Annotated in this window: 12 protein-coding genes; 5 read left to right on the top strand and 7 right to left on the bottom strand. The window is 71.8% G+C overall.

Annotated features, from left to right (window positions below; translation table 11 throughout):
- Nucleotides 1–65: 65 nt before the first annotated feature.
- Entirely contained in the window at nucleotides 66–1,049 is a 984-nt protein-coding gene (locus tag EDF63_RS17535) for an SRPBCC domain-containing protein (protein ID WP_123314269.1), read from the bottom strand.
- A 120-nt stretch (nucleotides 1,050–1,169) separates the two neighbouring features.
- Here EDF63_RS17535 and EDF63_RS17530 point away from each other — a divergent pair, with 120 nt between their 5' ends.
- Genes EDF63_RS17530 through EDF63_RS17515 form a run of 4 tightly spaced genes read left to right on the top strand, consistent with a single transcriptional unit; the run spans nucleotide 1,170 to nucleotide 4,132 of the window.
- Nucleotides 1,170–1,637, top strand: coding sequence for a hypothetical protein (locus tag EDF63_RS17530; RefSeq protein WP_148061830.1), 468 nt, complete (start codon nucleotides 1,170–1,172; stop codon nucleotides 1,635–1,637).
- Entirely contained in the window at nucleotides 1,637–2,542 is a 906-nt protein-coding gene (locus EDF63_RS17525) for a hypothetical protein (protein WP_123314267.1), read from the top strand. The genes EDF63_RS17530 and EDF63_RS17525 overlap by 1 nt, the downstream gene beginning before the upstream one ends.
- Before the next feature lie 4 nt (nucleotides 2,543–2,546).
- Complete coding sequence (locus EDF63_RS17520; protein WP_123314266.1) at nucleotides 2,547–3,728, top strand: S9 family peptidase; 1,182 nt, start codon at nucleotides 2,547–2,549, stop codon at nucleotides 3,726–3,728.
- 8 nt (nucleotides 3,729–3,736) lie between these two features.
- Nucleotides 3,737–4,132 (top strand): ATP-dependent DNA ligase, encoded by a 396-nt coding sequence (locus EDF63_RS17515; RefSeq protein WP_111084738.1) that lies wholly within the window; start codon nucleotides 3,737–3,739, stop codon nucleotides 4,130–4,132.
- A 412-nt stretch (nucleotides 4,133–4,544) separates the two neighbouring features.
- Here the strand turns inward: EDF63_RS17515 and EDF63_RS17510 are convergent, their stop codons facing one another.
- From EDF63_RS17510 to EDF63_RS17500, 3 genes are all read right to left on the bottom strand, one after another.
- Nucleotides 4,545–6,335 (bottom strand): sulfite reductase subunit alpha, encoded by a 1,791-nt coding sequence (locus tag EDF63_RS17510; protein ID WP_123314265.1) that lies wholly within the window; start codon nucleotides 6,333–6,335, stop codon nucleotides 4,545–4,547.
- Nucleotides 6,332–11,899: a glutamate synthase-related protein gene (locus tag EDF63_RS17505; protein WP_123314384.1), complete on the bottom strand. Its 5,568-nt coding sequence runs from the start codon at nucleotides 11,897–11,899 to the stop codon at nucleotides 6,332–6,334. The genes EDF63_RS17510 and EDF63_RS17505 overlap by 4 nt, the downstream gene beginning before the upstream one ends.
- A gap of 327 nt (nucleotides 11,900–12,226) precedes the next feature.
- A complete protein-coding gene (locus EDF63_RS17500) occupies nucleotides 12,227–13,534 on the bottom strand; it encodes a bifunctional glycosyltransferase family 2/GtrA family protein (protein WP_123314264.1) in 1,308 nt (435 codons plus the stop codon).
- A 113-nt stretch (nucleotides 13,535–13,647) separates the two neighbouring features.
- Here EDF63_RS17500 and EDF63_RS17495 point away from each other — a divergent pair, with 113 nt between their 5' ends.
- On the top strand, nucleotides 13,648–14,463 hold the full coding sequence (locus EDF63_RS17495; RefSeq protein WP_123314263.1) for a helix-turn-helix transcriptional regulator: 816 nt from the start codon (nucleotides 13,648–13,650) through the stop codon (nucleotides 14,461–14,463).
- Between the two features lie 39 nt (nucleotides 14,464–14,502).
- On the opposite strand, the gene EDF63_RS17490 is transcribed toward EDF63_RS17495, so the two are convergent.
- The 3 genes from EDF63_RS17490 to EDF63_RS17480 all read right to left on the bottom strand — a co-directional run bounded on the left by EDF63_RS17490 (nucleotide 14,503) and on the right by EDF63_RS17480 (nucleotide 17,568).
- Entirely contained in the window at nucleotides 14,503–14,991 is a 489-nt protein-coding gene (locus tag EDF63_RS17490; protein WP_111084734.1) for a hypothetical protein, read from the bottom strand.
- 220 nt (nucleotides 14,992–15,211) lie between these two features.
- Nucleotides 15,212–16,804, bottom strand: a complete 1,593-nt coding sequence (locus tag EDF63_RS17485; protein ID WP_123314262.1) for a cell wall metabolism sensor histidine kinase WalK — start codon at nucleotides 16,802–16,804, stop codon at nucleotides 15,212–15,214.
- A 41-nt stretch (nucleotides 16,805–16,845) separates the two neighbouring features.
- On the bottom strand, nucleotides 16,846–17,568 hold the full coding sequence (locus EDF63_RS17480; RefSeq protein WP_123314383.1) for a response regulator transcription factor: 723 nt from the start codon (nucleotides 17,566–17,568) through the stop codon (nucleotides 16,846–16,848).
- Between the last annotated feature and the right edge of the window lie 10 nt (nucleotides 17,569–17,578).

Here is a 17,578-nt window from a genome sequence, read left to right as displayed (position 1 = left end):
CGAAAGCGACAGATCCCCGCGGAACGTTCGCGGGGATCTGTCGCTTTCGCGTGACGGACGGGAGGTCACGTGGCGGACAGGACCTCGCGTTCCAGACGTTGGTAACTGGTCTCCATGCCGTCGGTCATGCCGGTGGTGAGGATCATGTCCCGCTGCGCCCGGTCGGGGTAGGTGACGAGCAGCGTCATCAGGGTGACCCCGTCGGCCTCGTCGAACTGCAGGTCGTTCGTGTTCGGGGGGAACGGCGCACCGGTCATCCGCTCGGTCGACACGATCCGGCGCTCCGGCTCCACGACGAGGTTCTCGCCCTCGAACCCGAACGGTTCCCCCTCGGTGTCACCCGTCGGCGCCCACGCCTGCCGGAACGTGCCACCCGGCGTCAGGTCGTTCTCGTACACCGTCATCTCCCACCCGTCCGGACCGAGCAGCCACTGCCGGACGAGCTCGGGTTCGGTGTGCGCCCGCCACAGTAGATGGCGCGGCGCCGCGAAGGCCCGCGTGATGCGGACGTGGGTGTCGTCGACCAGCTCGGTGACGGTGCCCGTGCCGAGGGCGTCCTCGCGCAGGTCGGCGAGGACGGTGTCCAGCTGTCCGAAGGCCTGCTCGTAGCCGTCGACCATGCCCATGTCGATCATCGTCTCGAGGTCGGCGGCGGACCCGAACGACGACCGGACGGTCACGCGCGACCCGGAGCCGACGGCCTCGAAGGACAGGACCGTCTCGCTGGTCGGCAGGGAGTCGTCGACCGTGCCGTCGGCGTCGGTGAAGAGGTCGCGGACGGTGATGCGGTGCGGCTCGTCGACCTCGGTGACCTGCCAGACGGCGTGGAACCGCTCGCCCTGCGGCGACGTCATCCGGTAGTCCGCGCGGCCACCGGGCCGCAGGTCGAACGAGGTGAATGTGGCGGGGAAGCCGGGCGGGCCCCAGAAGCGTTCGAGCTGACGGGGATCGGCGAAGGCGCCCCAGAGGCGCTCGACCGGCACCGTGGACTCGGCGACGAGGGTCATCGCGAGGGCCTCGGGCTCGGTGTGGACGGACGTGGTGGGCATCGTCGCTCCTGGTCGTCGGGTTCGGTCGTCGGGTTCGGTCCTGGTCCCAGGCTCCGTCCGAGCGACCTCGTGCGCAAGGGGATCGTGCAGGTAGTCTGTCCGCGGAGATCGAAAGGGGCGATGTCAGTGGGCAGGAGTGCGTCGGACACCGTCGGAGCCCTCGTCGCGACCCTTCCCCCGTCGCCGAGGCTCCCCGACGTCGTCGCCGGGGTCGGGCGGTTCGTCGGCAAGACGACCCGCGTGGTCGACGTCGACGGTCCGAGCTGGGGCCCGCTCACCGCGCTGGTGTCGCAGTTCGAGCACGAGAACCTCGTCCTGGTGCCGGCCGGCGCTCCCGAGCTGTACCGGATGCACTGTGTCCTGCACGAGCTCGGCCACCTGGTGCACGGCGACGTCGGTGCGCCCTCGGCCACGTCCATCGCCGAGTTCGCCTCGGGCGGCCACGTGTGCCGCCGTGCGCTCGACGGCGACACCGGGCTGGTGAGCATCTCGGACGACGACGAGCACTTCGCCGAGCGGTTCGCGTACGAGCTCGCGACCGTGCTGCTCGCCGGCAGCGCGGGCGCGGACGAGCGGGCCTACGGCTGATGGTCGTCCTGCACGCCGCCGCCTTCTGGTGCGCGGCGCTGATCTTCCTCGCCCGCACGCCCTACGTGCTCCGGAACCCGCGCGGCCGTGCCGCCTGGGGTGCCACCGGGGTCGGCGCGCTCGGGTTGCTGACGCTCGGCAGCGTCGTGCCACAGACCGTGCTCGACGGCGCCCTCGGGGGTACGAACCTCATCAACCTCGTGCAGAACGTGTGCGCCACCGTGGCCTTCTGGCTGATGCTCCGGGCGAGCACCTCCGACCTGCCGAAACGCCCGCTGCTCGCGAGTCCGCTGGCACTGCTCGTGGTGGTCGTGGCCTTCGCCGTGCCGTTCTTCGCCGTGCGCGACCGGGGCGGCACCGACTTCCACTTCATCGTGCGGGAGATCCACCAGCCGGCGATGTGGCTGTACAGCTCGATCTACATGCTGGGCGTCGGCGCGATCGCGGCTGCCACGCTCCGGCACGGTGTGCTGCGGAACCCCGTCGCGCTCGTGGTCTTCCGGGTCGGGCAGTCGCTGGTGGTCATCGCGAGCATCGACGAGCTGCTGTCGCTCACCGCCGACCACTTCGGGTGGTTCCCTGCAGCGGTGCGTGACGGACTCCGCCTGGGCTTCGACCCGCCGTTCTACCTGGGCATCGTCCTCATCGTCGTCGCGATGGCGTCTCTGACCTTCCGGCGCTGGGTGCGCGACGTGACGTGCCGTCGGCACCACCGACGACTCCGCCGCATCGCCCGCCGCCACGCGGTGCGCGCCGTCGAACGGGACGGCGACGTGCAGGCACGGACCTACGACCTCGTCATCGCGATCCGTGACGCCGAGGTGCAGGGCCGCACCCTGGACGATGCCGAGCTCGCCCAGGTGCGCTCGGCGGAACTGACCCTGACCCGCAGTCTCGGAGGCTGATGCGATGACGATCGTCTGGTGGGTGCTCGGCGTGCTCGTCGTGCTGGCGGCGGCGTTCCTGCTCGTGCTGCGGAAGGTCGTCGGCAAGATCGTGCTGCCCGGCGGCGACCGCTGGACCCCGGTGCTCGAGACGACCGACGAATCGATCCAGCTCCCGATCACCGACGACACCGTCCGCCCGGGGGAGTACGGCCTGTGGCACGACGGCACCGGGCACACCACGGTCGGACCGGTGCTCGAGGTCGACGAGGCTGCCGGCACCGTCCGCCGTGCGGTGGTCCGGACGAGCGGCGACGTGTCGGCACGGGTGCGGTGGAGCGGGCACGTGCACCCGGACCCCGCCGCGATGGACGTCGACTGGGCGGAGCTCGACCTGCCGACGCCCGTGGGGCCGGCGCCGGCGTGGGTCATCCGGCCCGGCGGCCCCGCACCCGCACCCGCCGCACCCGCCGCACCCGCACCCGCCGCGGCCGCGCCCGCCACGACGTGGGCCGTCCACGTGCACGGCATCCGCACCACCCGCGTGACGGCACTCCGGACGGTCCCGGCGGCACTCGAGGTCGGCTGGACCTCGATCGTCCCGTCGTTCCGCGGTGACGGCGAGGCGCCCTGGCAGGGCCGGGCCTCGCACCTCGGTGCCCGCGAGTGGCCCGATGTCGAGGCCGCGCTCGACCACGCCGTCGCGAACGGGGCCGGACGGCTCGTGGTCGTGGGGTGGTCGATGGGCGCGACGATCACCCACGAACTGCTCGCTCGATCCGCCCACCGCGACCGGATCGCCGGCCTCGTCCTCGTGTCCCCGGCGCTCGACTGGGAGACGACGGTGCGGTCCCAGGCGGGTCGTGCCGGACTCCCCGGGTTCGTCGTCGGTGCCGCGCTCCGGGCGATGGCGCTGCCGCTCGTGTGCCGCGTCGTCGGGCTCCGTTCGCCGGTGGACGTCCGCGCGCTGTCCTGGTTGCACGCGCCGCGGAACCTGCCGCCGACCCTGCTCATCCACTCGTCGGGGGACACCACCGTGCCGTTCGCCGTCAGCCAGGAGTTCGCCGACGCGCACCCCGGCACGGTGACGTTGGCGGTCAGCGAGCCGGCCGAGCACGCTTGGGAACGGAACGTCGACGCCGTCTGGTTCGACACCACGATCACGACCTGGGCGAGATCGCTCGAGCACACCGGCACCGTGGAGTAGAAGGGGCCATGGGTCAGCTCATCTACGACGGCCAGCCGCTCGACCTCCGCATCGACGACCGCGCCATGACACACCTGCAGATCGTGATCGTGAACATGCTCCGACGTGAGCACCGGTTCGCGTTCTCGTGGAAGGACGACGTCATCCACGGCAACGGCCGCAGCACGATCTGGCTGAACCCGAACGTCAGCCTGCACTTCAAGTTCTCCGGCAGTCGGGTGCCGTCGATCAACCGCAGCTGGCTCGAGGACCTCTACGCCTCGGCCACGTCCGGCTCGGGGCTCGTCCTGACCCCGGAACCGCCGGACACGAGCACCGCGGCCGACTCGGCGTGGTCACGAGCCGTCGCCCCGGGGGACGCCGATGACGCTTCGGGGACACCGAGCGGTAGCACGGCTGAGTGATTCCCGTCAACGGGTTCCGAAGACCACATCATCGTCGTACGGTTTCGGTACCGCGGATCAGTGTCGTCCCTTCGGGCCGGCATCCAGGGAGCCGGTGACGGCAAGGAACCGCGGGAGGAGGGGGACCCGAATGACCGTGACGCAGTGCGCGCCCGGCGCCGACCAACCATCGGCGATCGAGCGGCGTGCACGACGGGAGTCCCGGATCAGGAGACTCGTCGTCCAAGAAGCCGGGTCATCGCACCCGGTTCCATGCGTCACGCCTCTGGGCTCGTCGGTCAGGCCTCACTGACCGGCACCCTCCACAGGACGCCCCGGCTGTCGGATTCGGGTTCCGCTGCCGGGGCGTCCTGCTGCCCTGGTCGGGCCCGCGTTGCGGGCCCGTGCGCTGCGCGCTCCGCGTGCTGCTGGCTCAGTAGACGTCGCGGACGTACCGCTTCGTGCGGCGCAGGTCGGCCAGGTACGACAGCGCGTCGTCCTCGTCCCGTCCGCGTCCGGTCCGGATGACGTCGAGCAGCGCCGCCTCGACGTCCTTCGCCATCCGCGAGGCGTCGCCGCACACGTACACGTGGCCGCCGTCCTCGAGCCAGGCGAACAGTTCGGCGGACTGCTCGCGCATCCGGGTCTGCACGTAGACCTTCTCGGCCTGGTCGCGCGAGAACGCCAGGTCGAGGCGGTTCAGCACGCCCTGCTCCTGCAGCTCGGTGAGCTCGTCCTGGTACACGAAGTCGGTGTCGCGGTGCTGGTCGCCGAAGAAGAGCCAGTTGCGCCCCGTCGCACCCGCCGCGGCCCGCTCGTGCAGGAACCCGCGGAACGGCGCGATGCCGGTGCCCGGACCGATCATGATCATCGGGGCCGACTCGTCCGCCGGCACGCCGAACGACGCGTTCGGCTGCAGGTAGACGTCCACCGTACCGTCGGGGGCGACCCGGTCGGCGAGGAACGTCGACGCGACCCCGGCGTACATCCGGTGCGGGTCACCGTAGCGCACCGACGCGATGGTCAGGTGGATGCGGTCCGGGTGCGCCAGCGGGCTCGACGAGATCGAGTACTGGCGTGCCTGCAGCGGGCGCAGGTTCGGGAGCAGTTCGTCGAGCCCGGGGGCGGCCGGTCCGGCGTCGCGCAGCAGGTCCAGGACGTCGCGGCCCCACAGCCAACGGTCCAGCTCTTGCTTGTCGCCGTGCGAGACGACCGCGGCGAGTTCACTCGCCGGGGCGCGTTGCACGAGGTCGGCGATGAGGTCCTTCGAGGGCGTGCGGATCTCGCGGTCGCTCCGCAGGACCTCGGTGATCGGGCGGGCGTCGAACGACTCGCCGCCGTTCGCGCCGACCTGCTCGAGCAGCTCCGCGACGAAGACCTCGTCGTTGACCGGCACGACCGCCAGGGCGTCGCCGGCGGCGTACTCGATGCCGGAGTCGCCGAGGTCGAACTCGTAGTGCCGGATCTCCTTCGCGCTGCGCGGCGACGAGAGCAGCCGGTTCTCGGCCAGACGCGACGGGTACGGGTTGCGCTTGTTCCACTGCGACCCCGGCCGGGAGGCACGGCCCGCGCCCGCCCCGCCGGTCGCGGTGGCACCGTCGCCGGCACCACTGCCCGTGGTCGCGCCGGGTGCGCCCGTCGCGCCGGCCTCGGCAGCGAGCCGGTCGAGCACGGCGGCGCTCCACAGCGCGGCCGCGTCCTCGAAGTCCACGTCGCAGTCGACGCGGTCGTGCACCCGGGTCGCGCCGAGCTGCTCGAAGCGGGTGTCGAGGAGCTTGCCGGCCTGGCAGAACTCGTCGTAGCTGGTGTCCCCGAGACCGAGGACGGCGTACTGCAGTCCCTCGAGTCGTGGGACGGTGGACGCCTGGATCGCGTCCCAGAACAGTCCGGCGTTGTCGGGCATCTCGCCCTCGCCGTACGTCGAGGTGACGACGAGCACGTGGGTCATCTCGGCGAGCTGCTCCGGGGTGACGGCGTCGAGCGCGGCGGCACGGCCACCGAGCCCGCGGGCCTTGGCCCCGGCGACGAGCTCGTCGGCCAGGAACTCCGCGTTGCCGGTCTGCGTGCCGAACAGCACGTCGATCGTCGTCGTGGGGGCGGCAGCGGACGCCTTCTTGCCGGCGGCGGCGATGCCCGCGATGAACCCGGCGAGCCAGGACTCCTGGGCGGCCGAGAACGGTGCGTCGACCGGGATCAGCGACCCGGTCGGGGGGAGCAGGCTCACGCGGACACCGCCTCGGTCGGCGCCTGCGGTGCACGGCGCGCGATGTCCTCGAGCGCCGCGGTGGCGAGCAGCTCGTCGAAGCGCGCCTCGCGGACGCGGCCGTCGTTCTTGGCGTTCTGGTGCATGATCCACCCCGTGGTGCCCGGCGCGTCCATGCTGCGGTTGTTCCGCTGCGTGAGCGCACGCTTGTAGTCGTCGAGTCGCTTGATCGCGATGAGCGTCGCGAGCTGGTCGTCGGCGAACCGGTCGAGCGTGCCGCGCAGGTACTTCACGACGCGCTGCTTGACCGAGAAGTCCTCGGTCAGGACGAGGTTCTTCACCGCCTCGGCGACCCGGGGGTCGTTCGGGCCAGCACCGGGGACGCGCTCGAGGGCGACGTCCTGGGCGACGCCGAGCACCGTGTACGACGACAGCAGCGAGAACATGTCGTCGCCCTGGTCGCCGAGCGCCGGGGCACGACCACCGAGGACGGTGCGCTGGTCACGGTAGTCGACCTTGAACGCACGGAGCTTGTCCGTGGCGATCGAGGTCGCGAGCTCGTCGAGCAGCTCGGGACGGGTGGCCGCCGCGAGGATCTCGCCGGCGTCCTGCGTGAGCAGCAGGGCGCGCGGCATGCCGACGTACACGTGCTGACGAGTGGTCTCCCAGTCGGCCAGCAGGCGCTCGGCCAACGCCGACCCGGTCGCCTCGAGGTGCCACTCGAGCAGCAGTCGCGCCCCGGCCTCGTGGAACGCCCCGCGCTCGGTGTCGGTGACGGGGAAGACGAGGAGCGAGTCGGTGCTGGCACGCTGGGCGACCTGACCGGACGGGTCGTACTGGTACAGGAACCCGCCGGACATGCCGTTGCCCAGGCCCTTCCCGAACGCGCCGAGGTTGAACACGGCACCGCCGGTCATGTACTCGCACCCGAAGTCGCCGACGCCCTCGACCACTGCCGTGGCGCCGGAGTTCCGCACGGCGAACCGGTCGCCGGCCTCGCCCTCGACGAACGTGCGGCCACCGGTGGCCCCGAACAGCGCGAAGTTGCCGATCAGGACGTTGCCGCCCTGGTCGGCGCTGCCGCCGCCGGGCGCACGGACGATGATCCGCCCGCCGCTCTGGCTCTTGCCGACGCCGTCGTTCGCGGTGCCGGTGTGCTCGAGCACGATGCCGTCGTTGTTGAACACGCCGTACGACTGACCGGCCGAGCCCTGGGTGCGGATCGTGACGGCACCGTCGACCAGCCGGCGGCGCCCGCGGTCGTCGGTCGCCACGGCGGGCAGGCCCCGGACGTCCTCGGCACCGAGCTCGTGGTTGAGCAGGCGCTCGACGTCGATGCCGAGCTGGCCGCCGACGGACTTGTCGCTGTTGCCGAGCAGGACGCCGTGCACGAGCACGTGCTCCTGGGCGTGGTCGACCAGCGCCGTGCGGATGCGCTCGAGCAGCGCGTCGTCGGTGTGGAAGTCCTTCTCCAGGTACTCCGGGTCCGTCACGACCTTCTCCGGCACCTGCGCGAGCAGGGCGCGGGCGTCGAGACGACCGACGCTCGCCGGGTGGTCGAGGAGCTGCAGCAGGTCGGTGCGGCCCCGTGCCTCGCGCAGCGAGCGCAGGCCGAGGCGGGCGAGGATCTGCCGCACGTCGTGCGCGATGTTGAGCAGGTACTGCGCGAGTGCACGGGGGTCGCCCTCGAACGCCTCGGCGTTCGTGGTCAGGCCGGCGGGGCACTTCACGTTGCAGTTCTTCGCCATGACGCAGCCGAGCATCATGAGCGCGGTGGTGCCGAACTCGAAGCTGTCGCCACCGAGCAGCGCGCTCGTCACGACGTCGGAGCCGGTCTGGTGCGCGCCCGAGCAGCGGAGCGTGACCTTCGAGCGCAGGCCGTTCGCGACGAGGGCCTGGTGGACCTCGGCGACGCCGATCTCCGCCGAGCGGCCCGCGTACTTCAGGCTCGTGACGGCCGCGGCCCCGGTGCCGCCGGTGTTGCCCGCGACGTTGATGACGTCCGCGCCGGCCTTGGCGACGCCGACCGCGATGGTGCCGATGCCCTCGGAGGACACGAGCTTCACGATCACCCGGACGCGGGCGGCCTTGCAGTCGTGGATGAGCTGCGCCAGGTCCTCGATCGAGTACGTGTCGTGGTGCGGCGGCGGCGAGATGAGCTCGACGCCGGGCGTGCCACCACGGGCCGCGGCGATGTCCACCGTGACCTTCGGCGCGGGCAGCTGGCCGCCCTCGCCGGGCTTCGCACCCTGCCCGATCTTGATCTCGAGTTCCTCGAGCATGGGGTCGGCGAGGTAGCCCGCCCAGATCCCGAAACGACCCGAGGCGAACTGCTTGATCCGCGAGCCGCGGATGGTGCCGTAGCGGGAGTGGTGCTCGCCGCCCTCACCGCTGTTCGACATGCCGCCGACCATGTTCGTGCCGTGCGCGACGGCCTCGTGGGCGGTGGCGACGAGCGCGCCGTGGCTCATCGCACCGGACGCCAGGGTCCGGGTGATCTCGTGCGCCGGCTGCACCTCGTCGAGCGCGACGCTGTCGGGGGCGCTCTCGAGCAGGGCGAGCAGACCGACTGCCGCGCCGGTGGCGCGGAGCGTCACCCGGGTGTCGTCGACGGCGTCGACGTCGACCTGGCCCGGGTACAGCAGCGCGAGGCCGTCTGCGAGGGCCTGGTGGCGCAGTGCACCCGTGGTGCCCGTCGACGTGAGCTGCAGACGGAACCGCTCCGTGCCTCCCGGCAGGTCCTGGTCGTCCGCCGGACGCGAGCCGGACAGCCCGCGCACCGTGACGCTGGCGTTGCCGCTCGTCGAGAAGCGACCGAGCTCGCGGGCGAAGTCCTCCGCCGTGTCGATGCCCGTGACGTCCGCGGGCAGCGCGAGCACGTCGCGGAGCGCAGCAGGACGGCGCGACCGCTCGTCGTGCGTGGTCTGCAGGAACGTGACGTAGCCCGGCGTGATCCGGTGCTGGTCGATCTCGGCGTCGCTGAGGCGGTCGTAGCCGGTGTTGCGGTACGCGGCGTCGGTGATGCCGAACGAGTCGTCGAGCTGGCCGAGCGTGAGCAGGCGCAGCGCGTCCGAGTCGCCGGAGCGCTCGAAGGCCGGACGCTCCTCGGTCATGCCGCCGAACCCGCGCACGCTCGCGACGCCGAACGAGTGGCCGGCGCCGTCGGAGCGTTCCTTGAACAGGCCGAGCAGCGGGACCTGGCCCTCGGACGCCACCGAGCGGGCACGCTCGTGCCAGTCCGTCGCCGCCTGGGCGATGCGCGCGAAGCCGACGCCGCCGACCGGGGCCTGCATGTGCGGGAAGATCCGGGCGAGCACGTCGTCGCCGGTGTCGAGGTAGTTCGGCTCGAAGAACTCGCCGCCGATGTAGCTCTCGGCGGTGCACAGACCGACGCGGCCCATGGTCTTCGCCAGGGCCTTCTCGGCCGCCTTGCGGAACTGCTTGAGCGCCAGGTCGGTCGCGGTCAGCTCGCCGGCGGGTGCGGGCGCGGCGGGGTACTTCTCCTCCGCACGCAGCCGAGCGCTCAAGCTGTACACAGCGGCGGCACCGAAGCCCAGCGCGGTCGCGACGTGGTGTGACGATGGCAGCTGACCGCTCTCCGCCACGACGGACACCCGCAGGCGCAGACCGGTCTCGATGAGCCGCTGGTTCACGGCGGCCACGGCCAGGATCACGGGGAGGGGCGCATGGGTCGACGACACCTCGCGGTCGGTCACGACCGCGATCCCGCCACCGCGCGCCGCGAACGCCTCGATCGCGTCGCACAGGGCGTCCAGCGCGCCGCGCATCGCGTCGGCGTTCGCCTGCTCGTCGGCGGGCACCGGCACGTAGAGCATGTCGAAGCGCTCGAGCGGCACGATGTCCTGCTCGCGCAGTCGCACCATGTCGAGGTGCCCCAGGATCGGCGACTGCACGACGAGCTGACGGCCCGTGGTGCCCGTGCCGTCGGGCTTCGCGCCGAGCGCGACGCGCATCGACATGCCGTCGGCCTCGCGGATCGAGTCGAGCGGCGGGTTCGTCACCTGGGCGAAGCGCTGCGAGAAGTACTTCGCCATCCCGCCCTCGGTGTCGCTCAGCGCGTTGATGGCGTTGCCGTAGCCCATCGCCGAGATCCGCTCCGAGCCGTTCTGCAGCATCGGGTCGAGCATGAACCGGAAGCTCTCCTGGTTCAGCGAGTACGCCACGTACCGGCCGGCGAGCGACAGGTCGCCCGCGTAGCCCAGGGTGTTCCTGGTGCGGTCGTACGCGGGCGCGGGCAGGTCGTCGAGGTTGACGCGGGCGGCCTCGAGCAGGGTGCCGTAGTCACGGCGGGCCGCGAGCATGCGCAGCACCTCGCCCGTCCGCATCCGGGTCCCGGTGCGGTGGTCGACGACGAGCATGCCGCCGGCCTCGATGCGGCCGCGGTGCACGACCTCGTCCGCGTCGAACGTGACCTGGCCGGCCTCGGACGACACCATCAGGTACTCGGTCGTCTCGACGGTGCGCAGCGGGCGCAGCCCGAGGCGGTCCAGGCGCGCGCCGACGACGTCGCCGTCGCTGAAGATCACGGCGGCAGGGCCGTCGTTCTTCTCCTCGTACAGCGAGAAGTACTCGAGCATGTCCCGCACGTCGGCGGTGAGCGTGCGGTCGTTCTCCCACGCCGGTGGCATGAGCGACACCACGGCCTCGACGATCTCGAGCCCGTCGTCGAACACACGGCTCTGCAGGGTCTGGTCGAGGCGGCTCGAGTCGGACTGGCCGGGCGGGCGGACGATGCTGCGGGTGCGGGCACGGGCCAGCGCCTCGTCCGACAGACGGTTCTTCCGGTCGGTGTTCAGCTCGCCGTTGTGCGCCATCAGACGGAACGGCTGCGCCATCGTCGGGTGCGGCTCGGTGTTCGTCGAGAAGCGCGTGTGGAAGTACAGCGTCCGCACCGAGTGACGCGGGTCGCGCAGGTCCGTGAAGTACCCGATGACCTCGCCCGAGTTCAGGCGCCCCTTCAGGATCTGGGTCCGGGCGCTGAGCGACAGCGGGTACAGCGCGGCGTGCTCGGCGCGCTGCTCGGCGGCCTCGCCGTAGGACACGGACTCGATCGCGAGCAGGGCACGGTTCGCTGCCGCGTCGACCTCGGCGCGATCCCACTGCTCGGGCGCACGGAAGACCCACTGCACGATCGGCAGCTGGTACTGCTCGGCCTCGGGCCGCGCGACGGAGTGGTCCACCGGGACGTCGCGGACGACGAGCAGCTCGAAGCCCTCGGCCGTGATGGCGTCCGTGACGGTCTGCTCGGCGCGGGCGCGCTCGTCGGCGCCGTGCGCTCCGTCGCTGCTCGGGACGAAGCAGTTCGCGACGCCGAAGTGGCCGGCGCGCAGCTCCTGTCCGGTGATGGCGCTGAAGAACTCCACCGACAGGTCGATGCTGACACCCGCGCCGTCCCCGACGCCCTCGGCGGACTTGCCGCCGCGGTGGGGGATGGCGCACAGTGCTTCGTCGCCCTTGCGGATGACGTCGTGGCTCGGCGTCCCGTCGAGTCGGGTGATGAAACCGACGCCGCAGTCGCTCGATTCGCGGGCAGGGTCGTAGAGACCGAAAGAGGTGGGGTTCACGTGCGGGTCCAGTGGGGCGTTGCCGGCAGCGGACGGCGCGGGCTGCATCGATGGAGCGCTCGCCGCGGGCAGACCGATGGTGGCAGTCGGGCCCTGTGGGGTGGTGGTGCGGTACCGCGATGCTACGGCTTGGTATACCGCCCACGCAACACCGCGCCGTGCGCCGCACCGCGCGCGTCTGTCCGGCTGGTGCGAGGTTGCCCGCTCGGTGCGAGGTCGTTGCGCTGCACGGAGCGTGGAAGCTCGCACGGGATGGTCCACAGCGCACGGTGCGGCGGGCCGCGCGTGCCGAACAACCGCGCACGGGGTGGACAGCCCGGCACGGTGTCAGGCTGCGCGCTCGCCGGTCCGCTCGTCGGTCCGCTCGTCGACGGCGATCGGCTCGGTCGCCGCGGTGCTGGCGTCGGCGGCGGGGGTCGTCCCCGGGCGGATGAGCTCGGGACGACGACGACCGCTGCGGAACACCCATGCCTTGAACAGCACGAACCGGACGCACGTCGCGAACAGGTTGGCGGCCGTCAGCACCAGGATCTCGGCACCGTGCGATGCTCCCGGCACGCTGCTGTGCAGCACGACCAGCGATCCTGAGGTGATCGCCCACGCGATGCCGAAGACGACCAGCCCCTGCACGTGGTGCCGACCAGCACCGGCACGTCCGCGCACCCCGAAGGTGAAGCGACGGTTCAGCGCGGTGTTGCCGATCGCCGTCAGCAGCAGGGCGAGGAAGTCCGCCGTCTGTGCCCCGATCGCCGGACGGAACAGGGCGTACAGCACCGCGAACGCCACGGTCGACAGCACCCCGATGGCGCCGAAGCGCAGCACCTGCCCGAGGAACCCGACGTGCGGGGGCGTGAACGGTCGACGGCCGATCGCGTCGTACACGGTGCCCACCGGCACCCGCCCGGTGGCGATGCCCCGCGAGACGCGCCACATGCCCTTCAGGTCCTCCGTGGCGGTCGAGGCGATCTGCACCGACGAGTTCACGTCGTCGACCCAGTCCACCGGCACCTCGTGGATCCGCAGCCCCGCGTGCTCGGCCAGCACGAGCATCTCGGTGTCGAAGAACCACGCGTCGTCCTCGCACAACGGCAGCAGCCGTTCCGCCGCGCGCTTCGTGACGGCCTTGAACCCGCACTGCGCGTCCGAGAACGACACCCCCATCGTCGTGCGGAGCAGCAGGTTGTACGAGCGGGAGATGAACTCGCGCTTGCTGCCCCGGACCACACGCGACGAGTCCGCCAGCCGTGTGCCGATCGCCAGGTCGGAGTGCCCGGAGAGCAGCGGTGCGACGAGCGGCTCGAGGGCGGCGAGGTCGGTGGACAGGTCCTCGTCCACGTACACGAGCACGGTCGCCGGGGAAGCACCCCACACGGCCTTGAGCGCCCGGCCACGGCCCTTCTCGGCCAGGTGGACCGCGTGCACGCCGGGCAGCATGGCAGCCAGGTCGTCGGCGATGCGCGCGGTGTCGTCGGTCGAGGCGTTGTCGGCGATCGTGATCCGCCAGGTGTGGTGCAACGACGTCCGGCAGAAGGTGTGCAGGCGTCGGACGTGGGCCGCGAGCGTGTCCTGCTCGTTGTAGCAGGGGACGACGATGTCGATGTCGAGGGTCTGGTTCGTCTCCGTCATGCCGCTCATGCTCGGCAGCGGGGCTACGGGGGCCGAGGCAGGGCGCTGTGGCCCGGGTAAGAACGAACACCACGTGAACGCAGCGGACACGACACCTGTTGTCCGGATACGGTCGACGGACGATGACGACCGAGCGCGACGACGCACGACGGACGGCCGTGCTGCTCCCCGGGGAGCGGCTGGGCCTGGCGCTCGACGAGCGGTGTCCGGAGTTCGAGGAACTGCTGCTCGCGCCACCGTTGCACGGCATCCGACCCGACGGGCACGACTGGCTCCGGCGTCGCTACGAGCAGATCGTCCCCCTCGTGCTCCCCGCGGCGCTGCGGGCCGTCGAGCACGGTGAGCCGCTCGATCCCGACTGCCTCGTCCGGCTGCGCGAGGTCGCAGCCGCCAGCGCCGGAGACCCGCAGGTCGACGTCTCGGTCGTGCTCCGCGGCGCCCTGCCCGCCATCCGCGTCTTCGCCCTCGTCATGCACACGGCCACCCGCGAGCACGCGACGACGATCGACCACGCCGGCCGGACGATGCTCGCGATGAGCCGAGCCTCACTCGTCGCCCACGAACTCGGCTCGTGCTGGGCCGAGGCCTGGGCGCAGCACCGGGGAGGCGCGTCGGGAGACGCGACGACAGCGCTCGGCACCGACGACATCGACCTGGTGGCGTCGGCGCCCGGCCTGGACGAGACCGAGGAACGGATGCTGGCGCTCGCCGCCCGCGGGCTCTCGAACGACGCCATCGCGAAGGAGACCGCGTACAGCCGGCAGGCCGTGGCCTGGCACCTCGGGCGGCTGATGAAGTCGTGGAACGCGCCGAACCGGACGGCGCTGGTGTCGGTCGCCTTCGTCCGGGGCTGGATCCGGTCGCGGCGGGACCTCCGGCTGGCTGCGCGCAATCCGCCGCCGGCGATCGAAGCGCCGACGCACGACGACGCCCCCTGAGACCGAGGTCTCCGGGGGCGTCGCTGCAGCGCCGGTGGATCAGCCGCCGTTCACGTGGATGACGTTGTCGATGCGCTCGATGTTGCCGAACGCACCCCAGTTCAGCCAGCCGCCGTCGCCGTTGTTCGTGATCGATCCGGGGCCCTTGAACCAGTAGATGACGTAGTTGCCGCCCTTGATGTCAATCGACTGTGCGTCCGCGACGTCGCCGGACACCGTGATGTCCTGGTTCTTGTTGACCACCGCGACGGTGAGGCGGTCGGGGTTGCCGGCGTTCCAGTAGCCGACGTCGAGCGCTGCCTGCACGGCGCCGCCGCGGTCGCTCTGGTCGTTCACGGCGTCCTTGATCGCGTTGACGATCGCGACCGGGTCGAGGTTGACGTTGACGTTGCCGCCGACGGAGGCCGAGGTGCTCGGTGCGGGCTCGGCGGCCTGTGCCGGTGCTGCGACGAACGCCCCGGCGATGACGGCGCCGCCGAGGGCGGTGCCGGCGAGGAGCTTGACGGACTTGCGCTTGAACGAGTTCATGATCGTGTTCCCATCTCTGCAGTGGTGACCCGGTCGGGTCGTCTTGCTCGGACAGGACCCAGCCTGCGTCGCCGGGTCTCCGGCCGCACGCGTTCGGCCCGGACGTTGGACGATCGTCTGACGATCCGTCCAGCGCCGCGATGGTGTGCCATCCTCCGGCCCGGCCGCATCGAGTGAGCAGAAGACGTCGAATCCGGTCGCGGGACTCGACGTCTTCTGCTCACTCGGCGAGTGGGACGAGCTCGGCGAGCATGTCGGGCGTCCTCGGAAGGTCCACGGTGAACGCGGTCCGGCCCGGCTCGGACGCGACCCGCACGCTGCCGCCGTGCGCCACGACCACGGCCCGTACGATCGCGAGCCCGAGGCCGCTCGTCCCGTGCTCCCGCGAGCGCGAGGCCGCACCTCGGGTGAACCGGTCGAACAGGGTCGGCAGGGACTCGGCGGGGATCGGCGGCCCGTCGTTCGCCACGACGAAGCGGACGACGGCACCGTCCGACGCAGACGCAGACGCAGACGCAGACGCAGACGCAGACGCAGACGCAGACGCAGACCCCGACCCGGGCACCGACTGCAACGACACCACGACGGCAGTCCCGGGCGGCGTGTGCGTCCGGGCGTTCGTCAACAGGTTCGTGACCACCCGTCGGAGCTGCACCTCGTCGCCGGCCACGAGCAGCGGCTGGTCGTCCACGATCTGCAGCGTCCACCGGTGCCCGGGGGCGGTGGCTCGGGCGTCCATCGTCGCTTCGACCACGATCGACGTCAGGTCGACGGGCTCGCGCACGAGCGGGGAGACGGGAGCCCCCGACGCCAGGGCCGAGGCGTCGAGCCGTGCGAGCAACAGCAGCTCGTCGACGAGGTCGCCCATCCGGACTGCCTCGCGTCCGATCCGTTCGACGTTGCGGTGTACGGCGTCCAGGTCGGAGGTCCGCTCCGACAGCTCGGCGTACGCCCGGACAGTGGCGATCGGGGTCCGCAGCTCGTGCGAGGCGTCGGCGACGAAGGTCCGCATGCCGGCCTCGGCGTCGCGGCGCACCGTGAGTGCGCGGGCGACGTGCCCGAGCAGCCGGTTCAGTGCGGTGCCGACCTGCCCGACCTCGCGGTTCGCGGTCAGGTCGGCGTCGGCGACCCGCGCCGGGATGTCGGTGTCGCCGCGTTCCAGGTCGAGGGCGGTCACCCCGGAGGCGACCGCGGCGACGTGTTCGAGTGGCCGGAGCGAGCGCCGCACGAGCAGTGCGAGCGCCCACGCGGCGACGACGAGGCCGAGCACCGTGACGATCCCGATGACGAGCAGCAGGCGTGCGATGGCGGCGTCCAGGTCGCCGAGGGGCAGCGCGGTGACGAACACGTCGCCGTCGTCCCCGACCGCCTGCACCCGGTAGGTGCCGAGCGAGCCGAGGTCGATCGTCGCCGGCTCGGCGCCGCTGTCGACCGCGGTGAGCGTCTTCCGTTGCGCCGACGACAGCCCGTGCTGGTCGCCGTCGCTGTCGGTGTACCCGCCGAGCACGACGACGCCGTCGCGGACGATCGCGACGACGGTGCCGGCGGACTGTCCGGGCGCTCCGATGAAGGCGTTGTCCGGATCCGGACGATCCGACGACGACGACCCGGGCGGCGGTCCGGTGGGCGCTTCCGCACCGTCCCGGCCGCCGGGGGTCCGGTTCGCCGCCGTCGACAGCTCCGCGTCGAGACGGTCGACGAGGTACCCCCGGAACGCGACGACGGTCACCGCCCCCACGACGACGTTCGTCGCGACGAGCAGCAGCGCCACGGCGGCGACGACCCGCCACCGCAACGACGGCACCCGTCCCACGCGGGTCGGAGGGGAGGCCCGGATCGCCTTCCGGGGGCGGCTCACGTCGTCGGCCGCAGCACGTACCCCGCCCCACGGACGGTCTGCAGCATCGGCTCGCGTCCTGCGTCGAGCTTCTTCCGCAGGTACGACACGTACATGTCGACCAGGTTCGACGACGATCCGAAGTCCATCCCCCAGACGTTGGCGAGCAGCTGCTCCCGCGAGAGCACCCGGTTGGCGTTCCGCGCCAGGTGCCGCAGCAGTTCGTACTCGGTCGGCGTGAGCTCGATCGGGTCGCCGCCACGGCTGACGGCGCGGGCGTCCTCGTCGAGGCGGAGGTCACCGACCACCACCTCCACGCTCCCTCCGACCGATGCGACCCGAGCGGAGGTCCGTGCCAGGATCCGCGCGCGGACGAGCAGCTCCTCGATGCCGAAGGGCTTCGTCAGGTAGTCGTCACCCCCGCCGGTGAGTCCGGCGAGGCGGTCCTCGGGGGCGTCGCGCGCGGTGAGGAACAGCACGCGGACGGCGTCGCGGGAGTCCCGGAGCCGCTCGAGGACCTCGAAGCCGTCGATGTCGGGCAGCATCACGTCGAGGACGATGACGTCGGGTTGGAACTCCCGTGCGGCGAACAGGACGTCGCGGCCTCGGTGCACGGTCCGCACGGCCCAGCCGTCTCCCTCGAACGCGAGGGCGACGGCGTCGGCCAGGGCGTGCTCGTCGTCGACGACGAGGGCGCGGACGGGGGTGCCGTCGATGCGCAGCAGCGGTTGGCCGGTCACGTCCGCGAGC

Origin of the sequence: Curtobacterium sp. JUb34, from assembly GCF_003755065.1 — a bacterium.
Taxonomy (GTDB): Bacteria; Actinomycetota; Actinomycetes; order Actinomycetales; family Microbacteriaceae; genus Curtobacterium.
This window is presented reverse-complemented; position numbering and strand designations above follow the sequence as displayed.

Coding starts and splice junctions, on each gene's coding strand:
- EDF63_RS17520 (WP_123314266.1), top strand. CDS start 2,547: ATGACGATCGTCTGGTGGGTGCTCGGCGTGCTCGTCGTGCTGGCGGCG.
- EDF63_RS17525 (WP_123314267.1), top strand. CDS start 1,637: ATGGTCGTCCTGCACGCCGCCGCCTTCTGGTGCGCGGCGCTGATCTTC.
- EDF63_RS17490 (WP_111084734.1), bottom strand. CDS start 14,991: ATGAACTCGTTCAAGCGCAAGTCCGTCAAGCTCCTCGCCGGCACCGCC.
- EDF63_RS17515 (WP_111084738.1), top strand. CDS start 3,737: ATGGGTCAGCTCATCTACGACGGCCAGCCGCTCGACCTCCGCATCGAC.
- EDF63_RS17500 (WP_123314264.1), bottom strand. CDS start 13,534: ATGAGCGGCATGACGGAGACGAACCAGACCCTCGACATCGACATCGTC.
- EDF63_RS17530 (WP_148061830.1), top strand. CDS start 1,170: ATGTCAGTGGGCAGGAGTGCGTCGGACACCGTCGGAGCCCTCGTCGCG.
- EDF63_RS17495 (WP_123314263.1), top strand. CDS start 13,648: ATGACGACCGAGCGCGACGACGCACGACGGACGGCCGTGCTGCTCCCC.
- EDF63_RS17535 (WP_123314269.1), bottom strand. CDS start 1,049: ATGCCCACCACGTCCGTCCACACCGAGCCCGAGGCCCTCGCGATGACC.